This window comes from Jeotgalibacillus haloalkalitolerans (genome assembly GCF_034427455.1).
Taxonomy (GTDB): domain Bacteria; phylum Bacillota; class Bacilli; order Bacillales; family Jeotgalibacillaceae; genus Jeotgalibacillus; species Jeotgalibacillus haloalkalitolerans.
In genome coordinates this window covers 195,870-213,912 of the sequence record NZ_JAXQNN010000001.1, presented here as the reverse complement: position 1 = coordinate 213,912, position 18,043 = coordinate 195,870, and the positions used below count along the sequence as shown (strand labels likewise).

Annotated in this window: 17 protein-coding genes; 5 read left to right on the top strand and 12 right to left on the bottom strand. The window is 45.0% G+C overall.

Translation table 11 applies throughout. The features are described from left to right. Positions 1-143: 143 nt before the first annotated feature. The 4 genes from UFB30_RS01070 to ku form a co-directional block, all read right to left on the bottom strand. A complete protein-coding gene (locus UFB30_RS01070; RefSeq protein WP_322419818.1) occupies positions 144-1,307 on the bottom strand; it encodes an MFS transporter in 1,164 nt (387 codons plus the stop codon). Positions 1,308-1,475: 168 nt separating this feature from the next. After that, positions 1,476-2,210 carry a sulfite exporter TauE/SafE family protein gene (locus UFB30_RS01065; protein WP_322419817.1) on the bottom strand — a complete coding sequence of 245 codons (735 nt, stop codon included), beginning with the start codon at positions 2,208-2,210 and terminating at the stop codon, positions 1,476-1,478. A 153-nt stretch (positions 2,211-2,363) separates the two neighbouring features. After that, complete coding sequence (locus UFB30_RS01060; RefSeq protein WP_322419816.1) at positions 2,364-3,254, bottom strand: N-acyl homoserine lactonase family protein; 891 nt, start codon at positions 3,252-3,254, stop codon at positions 2,364-2,366. A gap of 259 nt (positions 3,255-3,513) precedes the next feature. Next, positions 3,514-4,353 (bottom strand): non-homologous end joining protein Ku, encoded by an 840-nt coding sequence (ku, locus tag UFB30_RS01055; RefSeq protein ID WP_322419815.1) that lies wholly within the window; start codon positions 4,351-4,353, stop codon positions 3,514-3,516. 120 nt (positions 4,354-4,473) lie between these two features. Here ku and UFB30_RS01050 point away from each other — a divergent pair, with 120 nt between their 5' ends. Then, positions 4,474-6,327 carry a DNA ligase D gene (locus UFB30_RS01050; protein WP_322420531.1) on the top strand — a complete coding sequence of 618 codons (1,854 nt, stop codon included), beginning with the start codon at positions 4,474-4,476 and terminating at the stop codon, positions 6,325-6,327. Between the two features lie 64 nt (positions 6,328-6,391). Here UFB30_RS01050 and UFB30_RS01045 read toward each other — a convergent pair whose 3' ends face one another. Both UFB30_RS01045 and UFB30_RS01040 read right to left on the bottom strand, forming a co-directional pair. Further along, positions 6,392-7,531: a M50 family metallopeptidase gene (locus UFB30_RS01045; RefSeq protein ID WP_322419814.1), complete on the bottom strand. Its 1,140-nt coding sequence runs from the start codon at positions 7,529-7,531 to the stop codon at positions 6,392-6,394. A 173-nt stretch (positions 7,532-7,704) separates the two neighbouring features. After that, complete coding sequence (locus UFB30_RS01040; protein ID WP_322419813.1) at positions 7,705-8,772, bottom strand: M42 family metallopeptidase; 1,068 nt, start codon at positions 8,770-8,772, stop codon at positions 7,705-7,707. Positions 8,773-8,973: 201 nt separating this feature from the next. Between UFB30_RS01040 and UFB30_RS01035 the strand changes: the two genes are divergently transcribed. Beyond that, positions 8,974-9,537: a sugar O-acetyltransferase gene (locus tag UFB30_RS01035; protein WP_322419812.1), complete on the top strand. Its 564-nt coding sequence runs from the start codon at positions 8,974-8,976 to the stop codon at positions 9,535-9,537. 62 nt (positions 9,538-9,599) lie between these two features. On the opposite strand, the gene ulaA is transcribed toward UFB30_RS01035, so the two are convergent. Genes ulaA through UFB30_RS01020 form a run of 3 tightly spaced genes read right to left on the bottom strand, consistent with a single transcriptional unit; the run spans position 9,600 to position 13,307 of the window. Further along, entirely contained in the window at positions 9,600-10,949 is a 1,350-nt protein-coding gene (ulaA, locus tag UFB30_RS01030; protein WP_322419811.1) for a PTS ascorbate transporter subunit IIC, read from the bottom strand. A 35-nt stretch (positions 10,950-10,984) separates the two neighbouring features. Beyond that, complete coding sequence (locus UFB30_RS01025) at positions 10,985-11,266, bottom strand: PTS sugar transporter subunit IIB (protein ID WP_322419810.1); 282 nt, start codon at positions 11,264-11,266, stop codon at positions 10,985-10,987. A 1-nt stretch (position 11,267) separates the two neighbouring features. Beyond that, positions 11,268-13,307, bottom strand: coding sequence for a BglG family transcription antiterminator (locus UFB30_RS01020; RefSeq protein WP_322419809.1), 2,040 nt, complete (start codon positions 13,305-13,307; stop codon positions 11,268-11,270). 184 nt (positions 13,308-13,491) lie between these two features. On the opposite strand from UFB30_RS01020, the gene UFB30_RS01015 reads away from it, so the two are divergent. From UFB30_RS01015 to UFB30_RS01005, 3 genes are all read left to right on the top strand, one after another. Further along, entirely contained in the window at positions 13,492-14,346 is an 855-nt protein-coding gene (locus UFB30_RS01015) for an HAD family hydrolase (RefSeq protein ID WP_322419808.1), read from the top strand. A 105-nt stretch (positions 14,347-14,451) separates the two neighbouring features. After that, positions 14,452-14,757, top strand: a complete 306-nt coding sequence (locus UFB30_RS01010; protein WP_322419807.1) for a nucleotide pyrophosphohydrolase — start codon at positions 14,452-14,454, stop codon at positions 14,755-14,757. 33 nt (positions 14,758-14,790) lie between these two features. Beyond that, entirely contained in the window at positions 14,791-15,546 is a 756-nt protein-coding gene (locus UFB30_RS01005; protein ID WP_322419806.1) for an alpha/beta hydrolase, read from the top strand. An 88-nt stretch (positions 15,547-15,634) separates the two neighbouring features. On the opposite strand, the gene UFB30_RS01000 is transcribed toward UFB30_RS01005, so the two are convergent. The 3 genes from UFB30_RS01000 to UFB30_RS00990 form a co-directional block, all read right to left on the bottom strand. Beyond that, the gene (locus UFB30_RS01000; RefSeq protein WP_322419805.1) at positions 15,635-16,945 is read right to left on the bottom strand and encodes a M48 family metallopeptidase; all 1,311 of its coding nucleotides are present in this window, start codon (positions 16,943-16,945) and stop codon (positions 15,635-15,637) included. A 76-nt stretch (positions 16,946-17,021) separates the two neighbouring features. After that, the gene (locus UFB30_RS00995; protein ID WP_322419804.1) at positions 17,022-17,408 is read right to left on the bottom strand and encodes a VOC family protein; all 387 of its coding nucleotides are present in this window, start codon (positions 17,406-17,408) and stop codon (positions 17,022-17,024) included. 16 nt (positions 17,409-17,424) lie between these two features. Next, complete coding sequence (locus tag UFB30_RS00990) at positions 17,425-17,901, bottom strand: hypothetical protein (protein ID WP_322419803.1); 477 nt, start codon at positions 17,899-17,901, stop codon at positions 17,425-17,427. Positions 17,902-18,043: the final 142 nt, after the last annotated feature.

Here is an 18,043-nt window from a genome sequence, read left to right as displayed (position 1 = left end):
TTATTGATAATGATTTTCATTTGCAATATGATTGTATTACAATTGAAAACGATTATCAATAGTTAATTGAGAATTATTTTCATTTATTTTGCACACCTCTCTTTGTCTCCATGAAAAAAAGCAGCCCGAAGACTGCTTTTTACTCAACGATTTAATTTAATCAACGTTCTTAAAACTAAAGGAACCACGCTAAAAACCGCAAGAAACAGAAATCCTGACGCCAGGGTAAACCTCGTAGCGATATAGCCAAACCCAGTGCCTGCACCAATCAGCACCGCATTAAAAACGAATGATTGAAAGGATTCAATGGTGGCTCTGATCCTGCTGTCTGCTTTTTCGTGAAGAGCGCCCATGATCAGCGGCTCTGTCATGCCTGCGGCAAGCAAAAAGAAAATGATGGCTGCAGCCCCGAGCCAATTTACCTGGACTGCTGAAAGAATCAATGCGGCTGCACCAGTCAGGATCACACCTTTAAGCAGCATGCCACGTTCAAACCTTTTTCGCAGAGAATGGGCGGCCAGGGCACCCGGTATCTGCACAATCAGAATGACACCGTAAAACAGCCCAAAGAATGAGATGCTGATCCCTGCATCTACAAGATAAAGTTGCCAGAACTCTTCAACAAACCCCGCTGCGAGTCCAACCGTAATCCCTAAAATCAATACATATACCAAAGCAGGCTGCTTTTTAAAAAACCTGACCGCTTCAATGACCTGACCTGCCATGGTAAATTCACTTTCATCGCCTTTACGTTCCACATCCTTTAATAAAAACGTCAGTAAAAAAGCGATGAGTGTACTGCTCAGTGATAGCCAGTAATTGACCTCTAGTGAAACACGTACGGCCAAAAAACTTCCTGACATGGCAGCAATAAATAAGGACACCATTCTGACTGCCTGCAGTCTGCCAATATGCCAGTCAAAGCGTTCTTCCCGATTGACCGCTGCCAGCGAATCGTATAACAGAGCATTTTCAGCTCCGCTTAACAGAGCAGCTCCTGCCGCGGCAAAAGCAATCGCCAGTCCGAACTGCCAGAAGGAATCTGCTGTTAACAAAATGGCAAACATCAGACCCTCGAATAAGACGCCCGTTACAATCAGCGGTTTTCTTCCGATCCGGTCAGCCAGCACACCTGACGGGACCTCCATCAGCAGCATCACCGCACCAAAAATGACCTCTGTCAGCACTACATCCAGCACTGACATCCCACGCATTTCCCAGAACAATCGTTCAATTACATAAGCAGGAATCAGTGAAAAGAAAAAACTGATGACGTATAGCGTCTTAATATTCCGTTTTGCGCGCATCGCTCAATCGCCCCCTCTCTTTTAAATGTTGAGAAAGGACAATCAGGCGGTTCACGCGCTATTGCTTAACTGGGTGGACGGGGTAAAGTGTTCATACAAAATTCCTCCTTTTAAAAGTGATGGCTATTTTCTATTATATCACCTTTAACTAAATGTTCAGACTTTTAATCATTGCAGCTGTTCTATAATCAATTGTATGAGCAGGACCACAGTGACAATTCTCAGCAGCGGCTTCACCTGGGATGGCTTCATCTTTTGAGCGAGCCTTACACCCATTTGCGCTCCCAGAAAAGACCCCACCAGTAAAGCCAGCGTCAGCAACCAGATGATATGGCCCGAAGCAATATAAGTGACCGCTGCACCAAAGCAGCTTGAAAAAGTAGCAAGACGAACAAGCCCGACTGCTTTTATATATGATACCTTCAGCCAGCTGAATAAATAAAGCATCAGCGTGCCCTGTCCCGGTCCAAACAAACCGTCATAGACACCGATTCCGTAGAGTCCAGCTGCACCAAAACCGCTTTTCTTCAGGGATTGATTATGCTCGAAGCTGCTTTTATTCAAAAAGGAAGTAGCGAGGGCGAATATTAACAGGATTACAGCCACAATTGTCAGGTTTTCAGCTGGCAGTGCCGACGCAATAAGACCACCCGTTACCCCGCCAGCTAAACTGAATGGAATGATCCAGAGCGATTCCTTCAGGTTAATATTTTTATGGCGTAATAAATAAAAGAACGATGAAAAAGAACTGACCGTATTGGACACTTTGTTTGCACCGATCGCACTGTGTACCGGCAAACCCAAAAGCAGCATTACAGGCAGACTGATCAGCCCGCCGCCCCCTGCCAGCGTGCCAAGTGTAGTCGCTGCAATCCCTGTTAAAAAGATTAATAACATTTCCATTTGGATCACTCCTCATATGTACATTGTATGAGAAATGGATATATAAGTAAAATTGATAATATTTATGATTTTTGATTCATTCTGCTTATCTATAAATATACCAGGTGAGGATATGTAAAAAGACCATGCAAACTACACATGGTCTCATCTATATTAAACGGGCCTTTGCCCGGTATACGTAACGACTTCACTTCTCGTCAGCGTCTTCCGCTGATCAAGCCTCGTAACAATATCCGGGTCATGTGATGGCAGATAAATGGTTGGATGATAAAGCGCATAAGAACGGATGGCGCCCATTGTTGCGTAAGCATGCTCAAACGATGCAGAAATACCCGGAATCCGTTTATCAGCTAACTGTGACTGATTGAAGGTCACGTCTCCGGCAAAAAATAATGACAGATCGCCATCACGAAGAATGACTGATAAATGTCCGTCAGTATGTCCAGGCGTTGATACAAGAGAGATCTGAGGATGCAGCGAATGATCCGCCCCTTTGAATAAAGCATCTGAATCCGGAAAATCAGTGAGCTTAAATTCAATACCGGACGGCCATCTTTCTGAAACAGCGCCAAGCAGAAAACGCTGTGACTGGTCAAATTCCTTTCTGGACATGATGACCGGCGTCCCAGGCAGATCACTGAGTCCTCCTGCATGATCCGTATGAGAGTGTGTCAAAATCGTATAGTCAATCGACATTGGGTCAATCCCTGCCCGCTGAAGCTGAGCGCCAATGCCTTGGGAAGGCTCTATATTGAAACGGATCAGCCTTTTTAACAGCCACTCATTTTTCGTATGATCCTTGAACCAGCCTTCCTCATTCACACGCGGCGTCTCACCCGTATCAATCAGCACCTTCAGATCAGGCAGCTCCACAAGATAACTCCAGACCGGCAGCCACTCTGTCCACGAAGGAGAAGCAACAAGCGCAGGAATCCTCAGCGCCTCCACCCCTCTCCACTGACGATACGGCTTCTTCACAGCAACCTGACCAGTCGAAAACGCATGCACCCGGACACCAGACAACCTGTTATCATACACCAGCATGTTCATCGCCCTCCCGAATTGAAGTTTTGACTTTATTATAAGAGGGGGCGGGGGAATGTGGGATGGCTGGAGGTGTTGTGGATGTGCGGAGTGATACAGGGGGACGGAGGTGCATGTATCATTTATGCGGAATATTCCATAATGATACAACCACCTCCGTCCCCGTGTATCTAGCTGAAAGTCATCAACAAAACAAAAATCCAGCTTCCACATCAAGTAGACAGCTGGACTTAATGAAATCCCCCGGATTCATCTTCTCTTATGCATTTACCTTAGCCTTAGCGGTAGTGGTACGCTTCTTCGCTGCCGGTTTTTTCTTCTTTGTTTTCTCTACTGATGCCTGCAGTGCTGCCATAAGCTCTGTTACGTTGGCGGCTGTGGTTGGCTGCTTCCGGTCGGCAGCTGTAACAGTTTTCTTTCCTGTTTTCTTCTGCTCAATCAACTCCATTAATGCAGTACGGTATTCGTCTGTGTATTTTTCAGGATCGAAAGCCGTGGTAAGCTGATCAATCAGCAGAAGTGCTGTATCAAGCTCTTTTTGAACCACGTTTGCGTTTTCAGGTATATTTGGTACATCCTTTGAGCTCCTGACTTCGTCCGGGAAATGAATCGTTTCCATCACCAGCGTTTCCTGATACACACGAATGACAGCAAGCTGTTCTTTTGACCGGATGATAATCTTTGCCACGCCGATTTTCCCTGAAGCTTCAAGCGCTTTTTTTAAAAGAGAGTATGCTTTCCCTCCCCCGGTGTCAGGTGCCATAAAATAGCTTTTTTCAAAGTAAATAGGGTCAATTTCCTCAAGCTTTACAAAATCAATGATTTCCACTGCTTTATCTTCATTTTCTTTCTTCAGGTTTGTAAGGTCTTCTTCATCAAGCACGACAAATTTATTTTTGGTGTACTCATAGGCTTTTACAATGTCTTCATCCTGCACTTCCTTTTCGCACGCTGAGCAGACTTTTTTATAATTGATCGGCGTATGGCATTCCTTGTGCAGCTGACGCAGTTTAATATCTTTATTTTCAGTGGCTGTATGGAGCTTTACCGGGATATTGACCAACCCAAATGAAATGCTTCCTTTCCAAACGGTATGCATGTTTTCACCTGCTTCATTTTTTCCTTACTAAGGTGTTTTTCGTCCGGAATTATGTATGAGCAGGGAAACTTCATCAAAAGCTATTGCAAAACAAGGAAGGTGGTTGTCGTCTTGAAACCGATGCTGTTGACTGCAACAAACGCTGTTCCGTCAGGCCCTGACTGGCTGTATGAAGTAAAATACGATGGCTTTCGCTGTATGATTCTTTGGGAAGAGCAGACACCGAGGCTGGTGAGCCGGAATGAAAAGACGCTTAATCATCTGTTTCCTGAGATTGTCGCCTTTTGCGAGGAGCGCTATGAAGCTGTGAAGCCCTATCTTCCGCTTTTGCTGGACGGAGAGCTCGTCTATTTACTGAATTCCTTCCGCAGTCATTTCACAACGGTTCAAACACGCGGGAGGATGGGCATCCCTTCTGTTATTCAAAAGCACCGGGAGACCTTTCCATGCCACTACATCGCTTTTGATCTCTTAACGTATAAAGGAAGAACGCTTCAGACCCAGACTTTATCTAAACGGAAGAAACAGCTTACTGCGCTTTTCACAGCTCTCTCACTTCCATTATCGGTGGATGCAGGAGCAGATGAGAGAATTCAGGGGATTGACCTTTTCGAATCACGGACAGAAGCAATTGACTGGGTTGAGCTTCACCATGGAGAAGGCGTGATCGCCAAGAAGAAAACGGGACAATGGCAGGCTGGTAAACGAAGCGAGCAGTGGTTAAAAGAAAAAAACTGGCGCTTTATTACTGTATTTCTGACCTTCTGGGACAAAAACAATGGTTACTTTCATGGCGCCATTTATCATGAAGACGGGCCCTTTGAAGTGGTTCATTTTCGTCATGGACTGAACGGGGAGCAGGAAAACGCATTAAAGGAACTGTTTCAGACAAGTGGCGAAAAGATGTCTGCTTCAATGTGGTCATTACCTCCCTCCGTATGCGTAGATATTGCATGTATTGATTTTGATGGAAAACACTTACGGGAGCCCCGGTTTCATGCATTTAATTTTGAGGCTGAGCCTGAGGAGTGTACCTGGAAGACGCTTCATCGCCAGCTGTTCCCGTTGCCTGAACGCGTAGCAGTCACGCATCCTGAAAAGCCTGTATGGCCTGACTCAGGTCTGGTAAAGGATGATTATTTACTCTATCTGCAGCTTGCTGCTCCTTATCTGATGCCCTTTCTGCAAGATCGCCTGCTGACGGTCATACGCTATCCGCATGGAGCAGCAGGTGAACGCTTTTATCAGAAAAACTGCCCGGATTATGCTCCTGACTTTGTCCTGACTAAAAAAGAAGATGGTATCAGCTATATTCTGTGTAACAGTATAGACACTTTGCTTTGGCTTGGAAATCAGCTCTCTCTTGAATTTCATATTCCATTTCAAACGATTCACACCAAAAAGCCGACAGAGATTGTCTTTGATCTGGACCCTCCTTCTGCAGAAGCGTTCAGCCTGGCCATTGAAGCCGCTTTGCGCATGAAAGCAATCTTTGATGAATTCGGCTTACACTCTTATATCAAGGTATCCGGCGGAAAAGGGCTTCAAGTCTATATTCCGCTGTCCGGTGAAATGTTCACTTATGAGGAAACCAGAATATTTACATCGTTTATCTGTGACTTTTTATGTGAGCAGAAGCCCCGCTGGTTTACGACTGAACGATTGAAAAAAAACCGTCACAATAAGCTCTATCTTGATTACATTCAGCATGACGCAGGCAAAACCATTATTGCTCCATATTCAGCAAGAGGCAGTGAGCAGGGCCTGGTCGCAGCGCCGCTTTTCTGGAATGAAGTGAATGAGAAGTTGCACCCTTCCCAATTCCCTCTCCCGGCAGTGATCGATCGCCTCACAAAGCAGGGTGATCCATTTAAATCCTTCAGGCAGCAATTAAATGACCAGCCTTTTTCCCATCTGCTTGAACAGTTGAAGGAACTGATAGGAAATAGAAAAAGCCCGGTTCAAAAGTGGTAACCGGGCAGGGTAAGCAAGAAAATATTTCTTCAGCCTTTTCCAGGAAATAAAGCAGCTGATTCATTTATATGACCTGATCATTGATTAATCGTTTACGTATGACTTCAGCCACTTTCCGCTGTGCTGCGCCATCAAGATACAGCGGATGCCACTCCCCTATGGCCCGGTCCACCTGATCCAGCGCTTCTATTGCCTGAGCTGTCTCCCCGTGAACAATGGAAAGGTAGGCGTCGCGCATATAACGTGATACTTCATCTTTATCACTGATCAGCCGGAGCTTCTCTTCTATATCAGGCGTTCCATGCAGCTGGCCTGCAAAATAAAGTCCGGTGGCTGCTGCTGTATCAATCAGATCCTGAAGAACAGCCGCTTTGCCAGTCCTTTCTTTAAATGCTCTTTCTTCTGATAGCTGCAGGAAACGTTCCAGGCTGGACTGATAATAGTAAGGACCAGCAGTCGCCAATAAAGAAGAAGCAAGCGGCCATTCCGGATAGCGCTTCATCACCTCTTCAACCTTTAAGATCGTCTGCTGCTTCCAATTACCCGTCCCGGTCGGATCTTCCTGCAGTAATTGATAACTGACAAAAATCACTTCTGCGCCAGGCTCTTTCCCCTTCAACAGTGAGATCATTCTGCCGTCTGTCTGCACGCCAGTTGGTGTTTCCACATTCGCCAGGTTCGTCAGTCCCAAAAATAAGCTGACCAACGCAAAGGTTAAAAGCGCACCTGACGGCCACACGAAAAAAGCAATAACAAGCGCGATGCCTCCAGTTACAATATTGGAAACCGGACCGGCATAAATAAGCCGGAGAAGCTTTTTCCTCATTTCATCCTCAGAAATCGCATCAGTAAAACGCATCATTGCGCGCCCAATATAGCCCAATGCAGGCAGCTTAAAGAAAAAGCGGCTTTTCCCTTTCACCTTTGCATAAACGAATGGACCATAAGATAAATTCATCACTTCCATCCCGCCAAGCTTTCCACCGACCGCATGACCCGTCTCATGAATCATGAGGCTGACCACAAAGCTGATTACAGCGATAAGCAAAATAAACAATACGCTGAGAATTGTAATACTCACTTCTTCACGCAGCATAAAAGATGAAATCAATACACCCATTGAAAGACCGAAAAGTGCCTGCACACCCTGAGTCCTGAATTTCGATTTCGGCTGCACTGTTTCTTTTTCTGTAAACTGAGTCATCTTGGTGCTCCTTTTCTGAGAAAGCTTTCGTTAGTTTATATACGGCTAAGCTTTTGAAAAGGATTCATAAAATAAGGGGTGATACAGGGGGACGGAGATTGCATATCACTTTTAAAATACCTCTAAAAATGACTCATAGAACTCCGTCCCACTGCGCCGCTTCATTTATCCCATCAATCCAAAAACCCAAACCCGCTCTCCTCACTTAAATCCAAAACAAACGCCTTCAGCAGCTCCTTCGTCGCAATCAGATCCTGCATATCAATCACTTCAACCGGAGAGTGCGCATAACGCGACGGAATAGACAGGACGCCTGTTGGGATCCCGTGATTTGCGAGGCTCATTGCGCCCCCGTCTGTGCCGATGCCCGGGAATATCTCAAGCTGATAAGGAATATTTTTGTCGTTTGCTAAATGGATCAGCTTTTCTTTTACAGCCGGATGGGAAATCAGGCTGAAATCAAGCACTTTAATCCCTGTGCCTGCACCGAGCGCGAGTGAAGCATCCATCGTTTCTTCAGGCGTATCGCTGACCGCGGTTGTATCAAGCGCGATTGCAACATCTGCCTCCACCTGCCTTGCAGCCACCTGGGCTCCGCGAAGACCAACCTCCTCCTGTACAGTAAAAACAGCTGTAACTGTTCCTGCAAACGGCGCATCCTGCAGCTCCTGAAGTGTTTGGATCAGTACTGCACAGCCCGCTCTGTCATCAAAGCCTTTTCCAACAAAACGCCCTGTCGTTTCGTTACCCAAAAACTCCATATCCGGCTTCCAGGTAACTGGCGTCCCGACTTGCACGCCGAGTTCAATTGCATGTGCTTTATTTTTTGCACCAATGTCTATGTATAGCTGACGATGATTGCGTACCTTCGCTGCGTCATCAAATTTTGCATAATGAGCAGAAATACTGCCGATTACACCAGTCAGAAGCCCTGTGCGTGTTCGCAGCTGAACCTTCTGCGTTAACAGCAGCCGGTCATCATTTCCACCAAGCTTCTCAAAGCGCAGCAGACCACTCTCCTCAATCTTCTTAACGATAAAACCAACCTCATCCATATGCGCCGTCATTACCATCACAGGACCGGGCTTCGTTCCCTTCTTCACTGCAATCACATTGCCAAGTGAATCCACCTTTACCTCATCTACCAAAGGCTTTACTGTATCTCTCACCCATTTACTGACCGGCTGCTCATGGCCGCATGGTCCGTGCAGGGCGGTTAATCGTTCTAAAAGCTGCTGCATGCTGATTCCTCCTTAGGTTTGTTTATGTGATTATACCTTTTTATTTAGATAAGCGAAAGATACAGCGGGGACGGAGGTGCCTGTATCAAAAAGGAATATTCTGCATAAATGATACATGTACCTCCGTCCCCCCTGTATCACTAGCCACCCCACCCCAAAAATGAGAAACTTAAAAAAACCCATCCAGAAAAGGTGACCCATATGAAAACTGAAAAACAAAAAATGCTTGCAGGTGAAATGTATGATCCGGCTGATCCGGTGTTAATGAAAGAGCGTGAAGTGGCGAGAAGAAAGGTCCGCATGTTTAACCAGACGACTGAATCAGAAGGTGATCAGCGTGTTGAAATGCTGAAGGATCTGCTTGGTTCAACTGGTAACCATGTATATATGGAACCGAATATCCGCTTCGATTACGGCTATAACACGCATGTAGGAGAAAATTTCTTCGCTAATTTTGACTGTACGATTTTAGATGTGTGTGAGGTTCGCTTTGGCGATAACTGTATGCTGGCGCCGGGCGTTCAGATCTATACAGCAACCCATCCGCTTGATCCGGCTGAACGGAATTCAGGCAGGGAGTATGCAAAGCCGATTACATTTGGAGATAACGTGTGGATTGGTGGGAATGCAGTAATTAATCCCGGAATCACTGTTGGCGACAATGCGGTGATTGCGTCAGGTGCTGTTGTGACAAAGGATGTCCCTGCAAATGTGGTGGTTGGAGGAAACCCCGCGAGAGTCATTAAAGAGATTGATGTGAAATAACCTTATAAAAAACCGGCAGTCAGGATTCACAATGAATCCCGGCTGCCGGTTTTTTTGATTAATTATGCTGTTTTCTCTTTCTTTTTGAACGGAATCGCCATCAGCAACAGAATCACGATCAGACTGATCACAATTGCAACTGGTCCGGCAAAGTTGGCAAGGGATCCGAAGAAGATACCGCTTACGCCAAAGTCCGCGTCAGAGAATGTTGTATTGGCAAATCCAAGGTCTCCGAGTACCGGCAGCAGGAAGACTGGCAGGAATGAAATGATGATCCCGTTGACAAAGGAACCGGCGACAGCTCCCTTGATGCCTCCTGTTGCATTTCCGAATACGCCGGCAGCTGCACCTGTGAAGAAGTGTGGTACAACACCAGGCAGAATGATGGTACTGCCTGCAAGTGCCATGAAAATCATACTGAATAATCCGCCGGCAAAACTTGAGAAGAAGCCGATTAATACTGCGTTTGGCGCATATGTGAAGACAATCGGTACATCAAGTGCGGGCTTGGCATTCGGCACAAGCTTCGTTGAAATCCCTTTGAAGGCAGGTACAATTTCTGCAAGCACCAGACGTACACCCGCTAAGATCACGAATACACCTGCTGCGAAGTTACCAGCCTGAATCAGAGAGAATACAAGGAAGTTTGTTCCGTCACTCAGTTCTGCTTCGATAAAAGTCGGACCTGCTGCGATCGCAACGACGAAGTACATCACAACCATTGTCAGGGCAATACTGACTGTACTGTCGCGCAGGAAACCAAGTCCTTTTGGAAAATTAATTTTTTCAGTAGATGTCGGCTCTTTTCCACCGACTGCTTTACCGACAAGACCGCTAAGTGCGTAACCAACTGCGCTGAAATGACCCAGGGCTACGTTATCATTACCTGTCAGCTTTCTTATAAACGGCTGAACGATTGCCGGTGACAGTGTCATAATGATCCCTAATGCAACCGCACCTGCTGCAATCTGAGGAATCGTTGTGAAGCCTGCCACAGCCATGATTACCGCGAGCATACATGCCATATAAAGCGCATGGTGACCAGTTAAGAAGATATACTTAAATCGTGTGAAGCGCGCAATGATTACATTCACAACCATCCCGAAAAACATGATCAGTGCTGTACTTGAGCCATATTCATTTAGCGCAAGCGCCACAATCGCCTCGTTATTTGGTACAACACCTGCTACGTTAAACGCCTCCTGGAACATCGTACCAAATGGAAGCAATGCTACCTCAAGAATGCCGGCCCCCGCTGCAATGACCAGGAATCCGACAAACGTTTTTGTCGTCCCTTTCATTGTGTCAGACAGATTTTTTCTCTGTGCAATCAGTCCGATCAGTGCAATCATCGCTACAAGAATTGAAGGTTGACTTAAAATATCCACCAAAGTCGTCAAAACACCCGTCATCGTCTCTCACCCTCTCATTTTTTTACTATCTCTATTTAAATTAAGTTTCTCTCTTCTGCCATCTTGCGTACTTTTTCTCTCAGCTCGTCCATATCAATGATGTTATCAAGAACAATGACTTCACCTAAGTGCTCTCCGCCTTCAGCGATATCCTTCGCAAGGAAAAACACATCTGCATCTGCCGGTGTTGCTGAACTTAAATCTGAATGAGATACTTCTACACCTGTAATACCGAGTTCACCTAATACCTGATTGATATTCATTTCCACCATAAAGCTCGTTCCAAGTCCTGATCCACACACTGCTAAAATTTTCATTTTATTCTTCCCCCTCTTTAATAATATTGATAATTTCCTCTGCAGAAGTCGCATTCTTCATCATCTGAAGCGCTTCATCATTACCAAGAATCTTTGTTAAATGTGCCAATGCTTTTAAATGGGCTTCATTATCCACTGCTGCAAGGCAGACAAATACATCAATACTGTGCTCTTCCTGATCAAGTAGCTTCACAGGTTCTCTTGTTCTGAGGAATGACATCCCCACCTGATTGACGCCGGCATCCGGTCTTGCATGAGGAATGGCAATGCCTTTTCCGATATGGATATAAGCACCCACCTCTTCAACATTGCTGATCATTGCTTCCACATAGCGCGGTTCAACCGTCTCTGTTTCCACTAAAGGCTCAGCCGCTTTTCTGATGGCTGTTTTCCAATCCAGTTCTTCGTTAGTAAAATGAATATTCTCTTCTGTTAATAATTCTGATAGCATTGGTTTTTCCCACCTTTTCTCTGTGTTCTTTGCATATAAAAGCTCAACTAATTCTGAAATCAGCTTTTTTTCGTTTTTGACGTCTGCATTTCTTCTGACAATCTGCATAATCTGCTCAACCGATAAATTCCTGTCATCCAGCTGTGGAAAAGCGGATGCTACGGCCTGAATGAGATGTGACTTTTCTACAATCGACAGCAGCGGCTTTACCTGATAGACCGGCTTCTCAGATTCAACAGGGACAGTCGAAAAAATCAAATCGTAATTTTCCGGGGACATCTGATCAATATGTTCTGCTGTATACACGCTTGAAAAATCAATCCCTGGAAATAGTTCACTCAGCTGAGATCTCAGCATCACTGATGAGCTGACACCGTTTGAGCAGACAATTAAAGCTTTGACCCGCTCAGCTTCCCCATCGTTGTGATTTTCAAGATAGCCGCCAAAATGAAGTGTAAAGTAACCAATCTCTGCTTCACTGATCTTTTTCCCCGTCCAGATCTCAAGTGGATACAGGGATTTTTCCACAAACTGAAACAGTTCATGATAATCCTCTTTAATCTTCTCCGTCATCGGATTGATCAGCGGAATGCTGAACGTGATGCGAAAAAAGGTCGGGACAAGATGGTTAAAAAGGCTTTTTACCAGATACGCTTTGTGCCGGATCGGCAGCAGCGTGTTTTTCTCAAACTCATCTATGATTTTTTCAGCCAGCCTTCTAAGCGGTGCATGATATTGCGGGTTTAATTCCTCCTGACAAGTGAGTAATTGAATCCCAACAAAATACTTTTCTGTTTCAGCAGTCTGAGGAAATAACAGATTCGCGAGATCAGCTGCATAAGAGAAGATCTCCTGGTCCTCTAAAAGTGTTTTCTCATCCTCCTCAAAATGAAGGCTTTCATTTTCAAGGCGGGCTTTGATGAAAATGAAATGATACATCATTTCGACTTTTCTGCTTCTGACAAGCTGAATCGGATGCCCCTTCAAAAAACGGTCTATTCCTTTTTGAACCTCTACTACCTGATGGTCCTGATTCCACGCTCTGAGTGTCGTGATCAGTATTTCTTTACCAAGCGGCTTTGAGAGCAGGGTGTTAATACAATAAATTGCAAACCTTCTTTGATTCATCTCAGTGCCACTGATGATATAACCATTCATCCGCTGATACTCAAGCTGCACATGCCACTCACGGCACAGCTCCTTTGTTTTCTTCACGTCAGTCAGCGCTGTATTTTTACTGACGTTTAACAAGAGCTGGTAATGATAGCCTGAAACCATCTCCTGCTTAATGAATGTATACAGGTAGATCATCAATGGACGATCTTCTTCAGAAACGATCAGGTCATTGCCTTTCGCTGTCAGAGATGCTTCCTTTTTCATAAATGCTCTCACCTTGTCATCTGTCACCAACACCTGGTTGTGCATTCCGACTGTCGGCAGTTTCATCATGGTCAGCGTACTGTTTGCTTTTTCTAATAAATAGTCAAATTGACGCTCCGTTAAATTCAGCTCCATCATCATCTCTGGCTTCGTAATGCTCTGATATTGCGTAAGTCTCTCAAGAAACTCATAAGATTTCTGATCCAGCAAGGGTAGTCCCTCCGTTTCTTAATACAAATTGTAAAGCGCTTTCATCACTGCTGCAATAACATTCAGACCCAAATGATGTGTGCGCTTTCAACACAGATTGGGCTCATCATTTCTTTGTCCAATTTCTTAACAGGATTATACTTGAATAAGAAAGACTGCGTTTATTCAAAAGGAGGAACCTATAATGAAAGCAAAAGCAATTGCACTTGATATGGATGGTACATTGTTAAATGAAGAAAATAAGGTCGCGGACAATGTAGTCTCCCTCCTGCAGCATCTCCAGCAAAAAGAAAATATACGCGTATTTATTGCCTCGGGCAGAACCAGACAGGAAATTGAAGATGTGCTGCCGGATGAATTAAAACCCGATGGCATTGTTTCAGCAAACGGTATGGGCAGCTATATAGGAGATGAAACATTAGAAGAGTATACGATTAATCCCGCACTCGTGCAAAATACAATTGAGGAAGCACGTGAAAAAGGCATCTATTATGAAGCACACCCTCTTCACGGCGAGCGCTTTGCCCTAAAAGAAGACCGGACATTTTTCAGAGAATTATTAGCGCAGCCGAGACCTGATAGTCTGATGGAAAATGAGCTTCACTCAAGAAGGGAAGCCGTTGACCACCTGATCCAGTGGACTTCAGAACCCCGTTACCAGGGCAACGTAAAGATCTATTTCTTCAGCATGAGTGTGGAGGAAATTGAAGCCTGGAAAGAAACATTGCAGCAAAAAGCATCAGACGATCAGTTTTCAACCTCTTCATCCTCCATGCATAACGTCGAAATCATGGCACACGGGATTTCAAAAGCAACGGGTGTGAGCAGGCTATTGAAAAAGTATGATCTGGCACCTTCCCAGCTCATGGCGGTTGGCGATGGAGAGAATGATTTGCCAATGCTTGACCTTGCAGGACATGCAGTGGCAATGCAAAATGCTGAGCACCTGGTAAAGAGCGCAGTGGATGAAGTAACAGCTTACAGTTATAAAGAAAACGGGCTGTTTCTGTTTTTGAAGGACTATTTTGAAATGGAATAAAGCTGATGTAAGGCGTATGGAGACATGCGCCTTTTTCATTTCTATTAATTTCAGCAGCCATTATCTGTATGATAGTATAAAAAGAAAACAAAAGGACTGACACTATTGAATCAAATTGATGAAATCATCCAATCTATTAATGAATTTCGTGAAGAAAGAAACTGGGGGAAGGCACATAATCCGAAAGATTTAGCGATTTCACTGTCAATCGAGGCTTCAGAGCTGTTAGAGGACTTTCAGTGGAAAAGCAGCGAACAGGCCATTGAACAAAACATTGAGAACATTAAGGACGAAATTGCAGATGTACTGATCTATGCTCTTACCCTCAGCAGCGTACTTGAGCTGGACGTTGAAGAGATTATCAGAGAAAAGATTAAAAAGAATGGAATCAAATATCCGGTTAAAAAGTAGTTTCATATTTCAAACCAGACAGGAGCGATTCATATGCCTTTATTTGAAATCAATCTTTCATCAGCAGCCCTCGGCATTCAGACAGCTGTCAATGTCGTGCTGCCAATCAGTGTCGACCAGAAGGCTTTATCAGAAAATCATACATACTCATATGACAGCCGGAAGTTTCCTGTGCTTTACCTTTTACACGGGGCTTCAGATGACTATTCGTGCTGGATGCGCTGGTCTTCCATTGAACGCTATGCAAATGAAAAAGGAATCGCTGTGGTGATGCCGAGTGCGGACCTCAGCGCTTATACAGATATGAAGCATGGACATGACTACTGGACGTATATCAGCGAAGAATTACCTGCTTTTATCGAAGCGACATTTCCCGTTTCCACTAAAAGAGAAGACACTTTTGCTGCAGGTCTTTCAATGGGCGGATATGGTGCATTCAAGCTGGCCCTGCGTAAGCCTGAAAAGTTTGCTGCAGCGGCTTCCCTGTCAGGTGCGCTTGATATGGCGGACCGGGTGCGCAAAGATCGGAAGTATGACCATGCGTTTGGCGATCACGCAACGCTAGATGGGACTGAAAATGACTTATTGCATTTAGTGAAAACAGCTGAAGGTGACCTGCCAAGGCTGTTTCAGGCGTGTGGGACTGAAGATTTCCTTTATGAGGATAATATCCGTTTTAAGGAGCTGGCTGAGGAACACAGCCTGGATCTGACGTATGAAGAGGAACACGGTGATCATAACTGGGCTTATTGGGATATGAAGATTCAGCGGGTGCTTGAGTGGCTGTGAGTCTGTGAGCGACGTTCAATTATGCTCGGGGTGACTCAATTATACGATCAAAGAAGCCGCTGACCATCCCGGACAGCGGCTTCTTTGATCATGAATACTTATAATAACGATAAAACTCCACCACCTCTTCCGCCGCTTTCTCACTATATACAGCCATCTCCAATTCAACCCGCTTCATGCGCGGTGAATCTGTCTTCATCAGTGGCTTGCGCTCGTTCCTTGATTCTATATATTGCAGGCGGTATGCAGTTGGCGGGTGTGTGTCATCTGCTCTTGACTTTTCAAGCTCAGAAATCTTTTGAATCCGCAGCTTCTCTTTAGCAGGCAATTGCGCAAATTGCTCCTTCAACTCTGTTAAAAAATGAACTTTGCCGTTTCCAATCACTGTTTTCCTAAGACTGTAAAGGAACGTCTCTACATACTCAAGCTTTTTGAGCATACTGATTGCCGCTTCTTTTCCGGCAACTGATGCTGCCAGCTGATCCGCATAGTACTCAGCGCGCTGCATATTTTGATACAGCAGATACAACAGCGTTAGGAAAATCATTTTCGGGAAAAATGCAATGACACGCTGTACCTGCTGGCTGATCCAGTTCAGCGGACCCAGGCCTACAGGGTTTACTTCATCCATATAATCCAACAGACCAGTATCATACACGGTCGTCCGTTCAGGAATTAATACAGATACCCACGTATAAATCGTGAAAAGCGCTGTTCCAATATACCCACTTCTATTCAGGTCTCCATTGACCAGGTGTCCGATCTCATGACCAAAGAGGGCTGTTCGCTCCTCGTGATCGAGTACAATCAATAGCGGAGCTCCAATTTTTAAGATCACCCGTTTTTTCCAGCCGTAATAAGCAATTGACGCATTGTAATCACCGTTAATGACTACCCCGTCAATTTTTGGACTGCCGAGTGCACTGCTGACTTCATCAAGCAGACTAAAAAGCTCAGGCAGCTCGTCTGCTGTAAGCACAGTTTCATCCCTCTCCAGCTTCTGTACTCTCGGGCGTGCCAGCCAGGAGATCGCAAGCAGGATGACACCTGCAAAAATCGCAGCTACAGTCTCATTTAAAGCAATCAGGCAGTATAAACCCGTGGCAAACAACAATATGCTTGTCATATGTATCAGCGTTGCAACGATATATGCCATGCCTGATTTAAGTGTAAGCCCAGGCTTTTCCGTCTGCTTGGAAAGCACACCTTTCAATAGCTGATCTCCCTGCTTTCTCCCGAGCCAGTCAAATATCTTTGCCATCCAATGCTTTGGCGGTTCCTCCCGTTTCCTCTCCTGAACCTGATCCAGACAGTGTTCACACCATTTCACATAGCCAGGCACCACTTCTATCTGCTCCCCGCATGCTGAGCAGGTTTCGATTTTAACAGCAACCTCCATCCGTTCCCCTCCAATATCCTTTCCTTTATAATAATGGATTTTTAAGGAAACTTGAAGGATTTTCAGAAAAATAAAATTATTTTCTTGCTACAATTTCTACTTTTATCCGGTCCGGATCCTCCATAAATACCGCATAATAATCTTCCCCGCCTGCAAAAGGATGCTTGTCCTCATACAAAATCGTAACGCCTTTATCCTTTAATTTCTCTGTCAGCTCATCCACCTGCTCACGGGAATCCGCATGAAACGCCAGGTGATTCAACCCGGTTCGCTTGCGGTGATAAGGAATGTCCAGATACGCGTCTTCTGTCTGCACAAACACCAGATACGTCTCCCCGTACTTCCAGCTTCTCCCGCTCTCCCACTCCTGATACAATTCATAGCCAAGCTCCTCAAGCAGCCAGCCCCAGAATTCAGTGGATTTTTTCAGGTCCGATACGTATAGCTCTACATGATGCAACATCAAACTGCTCCCCTTTTTATTTATGATCTAATCTTTTATGCGCCGTCATCCGCTCCCGCTGCGCCCTGAGTTCACGGCTGATCATCATTTCCTCTCTCATGCCCTCAGTCCGCAGCTCATAAAAATGATCGACTGTCTTTTCAAACCCAATGGCGATTTCCTCAATTGACTCCTGAATCGTCTCATTCCGGATCGACAGACCATCCTTTTTCGCCTGTAGCACCTGCCTCATCAGAATCGTTTCAGAATACAGCAGGTTCGCAAGCAGCTCTGCACCATTTCCCGTGCCGGAAATTTTCTGCACCTTTGATACAATGCGCGCGGCTCTGATCATCGTCAGAAAATGCGGCTCAATCGGCTGATTCTGCTTTTGCGCCTTTTTAATCTTTTTTTCATTTATATTGGCGAGTAGTAATTCATGAAATTCATAGATTGTATTAATAAATCTGTTACGGAATTGCCTTTGCTTGAAATAGGAGATTAAGGTTTTCATTTCGGTGGCTCCTTTGCTGGAGAAATCATTGTGTTTATTATAGCAGGAATAGATTTGGAGTTAATAAAGTGTTGAGACAGGCGAAAGTATAAAATCAAAAAGCGGTTAATTCTTTCATTCAAACTATACCATTCATTGACAT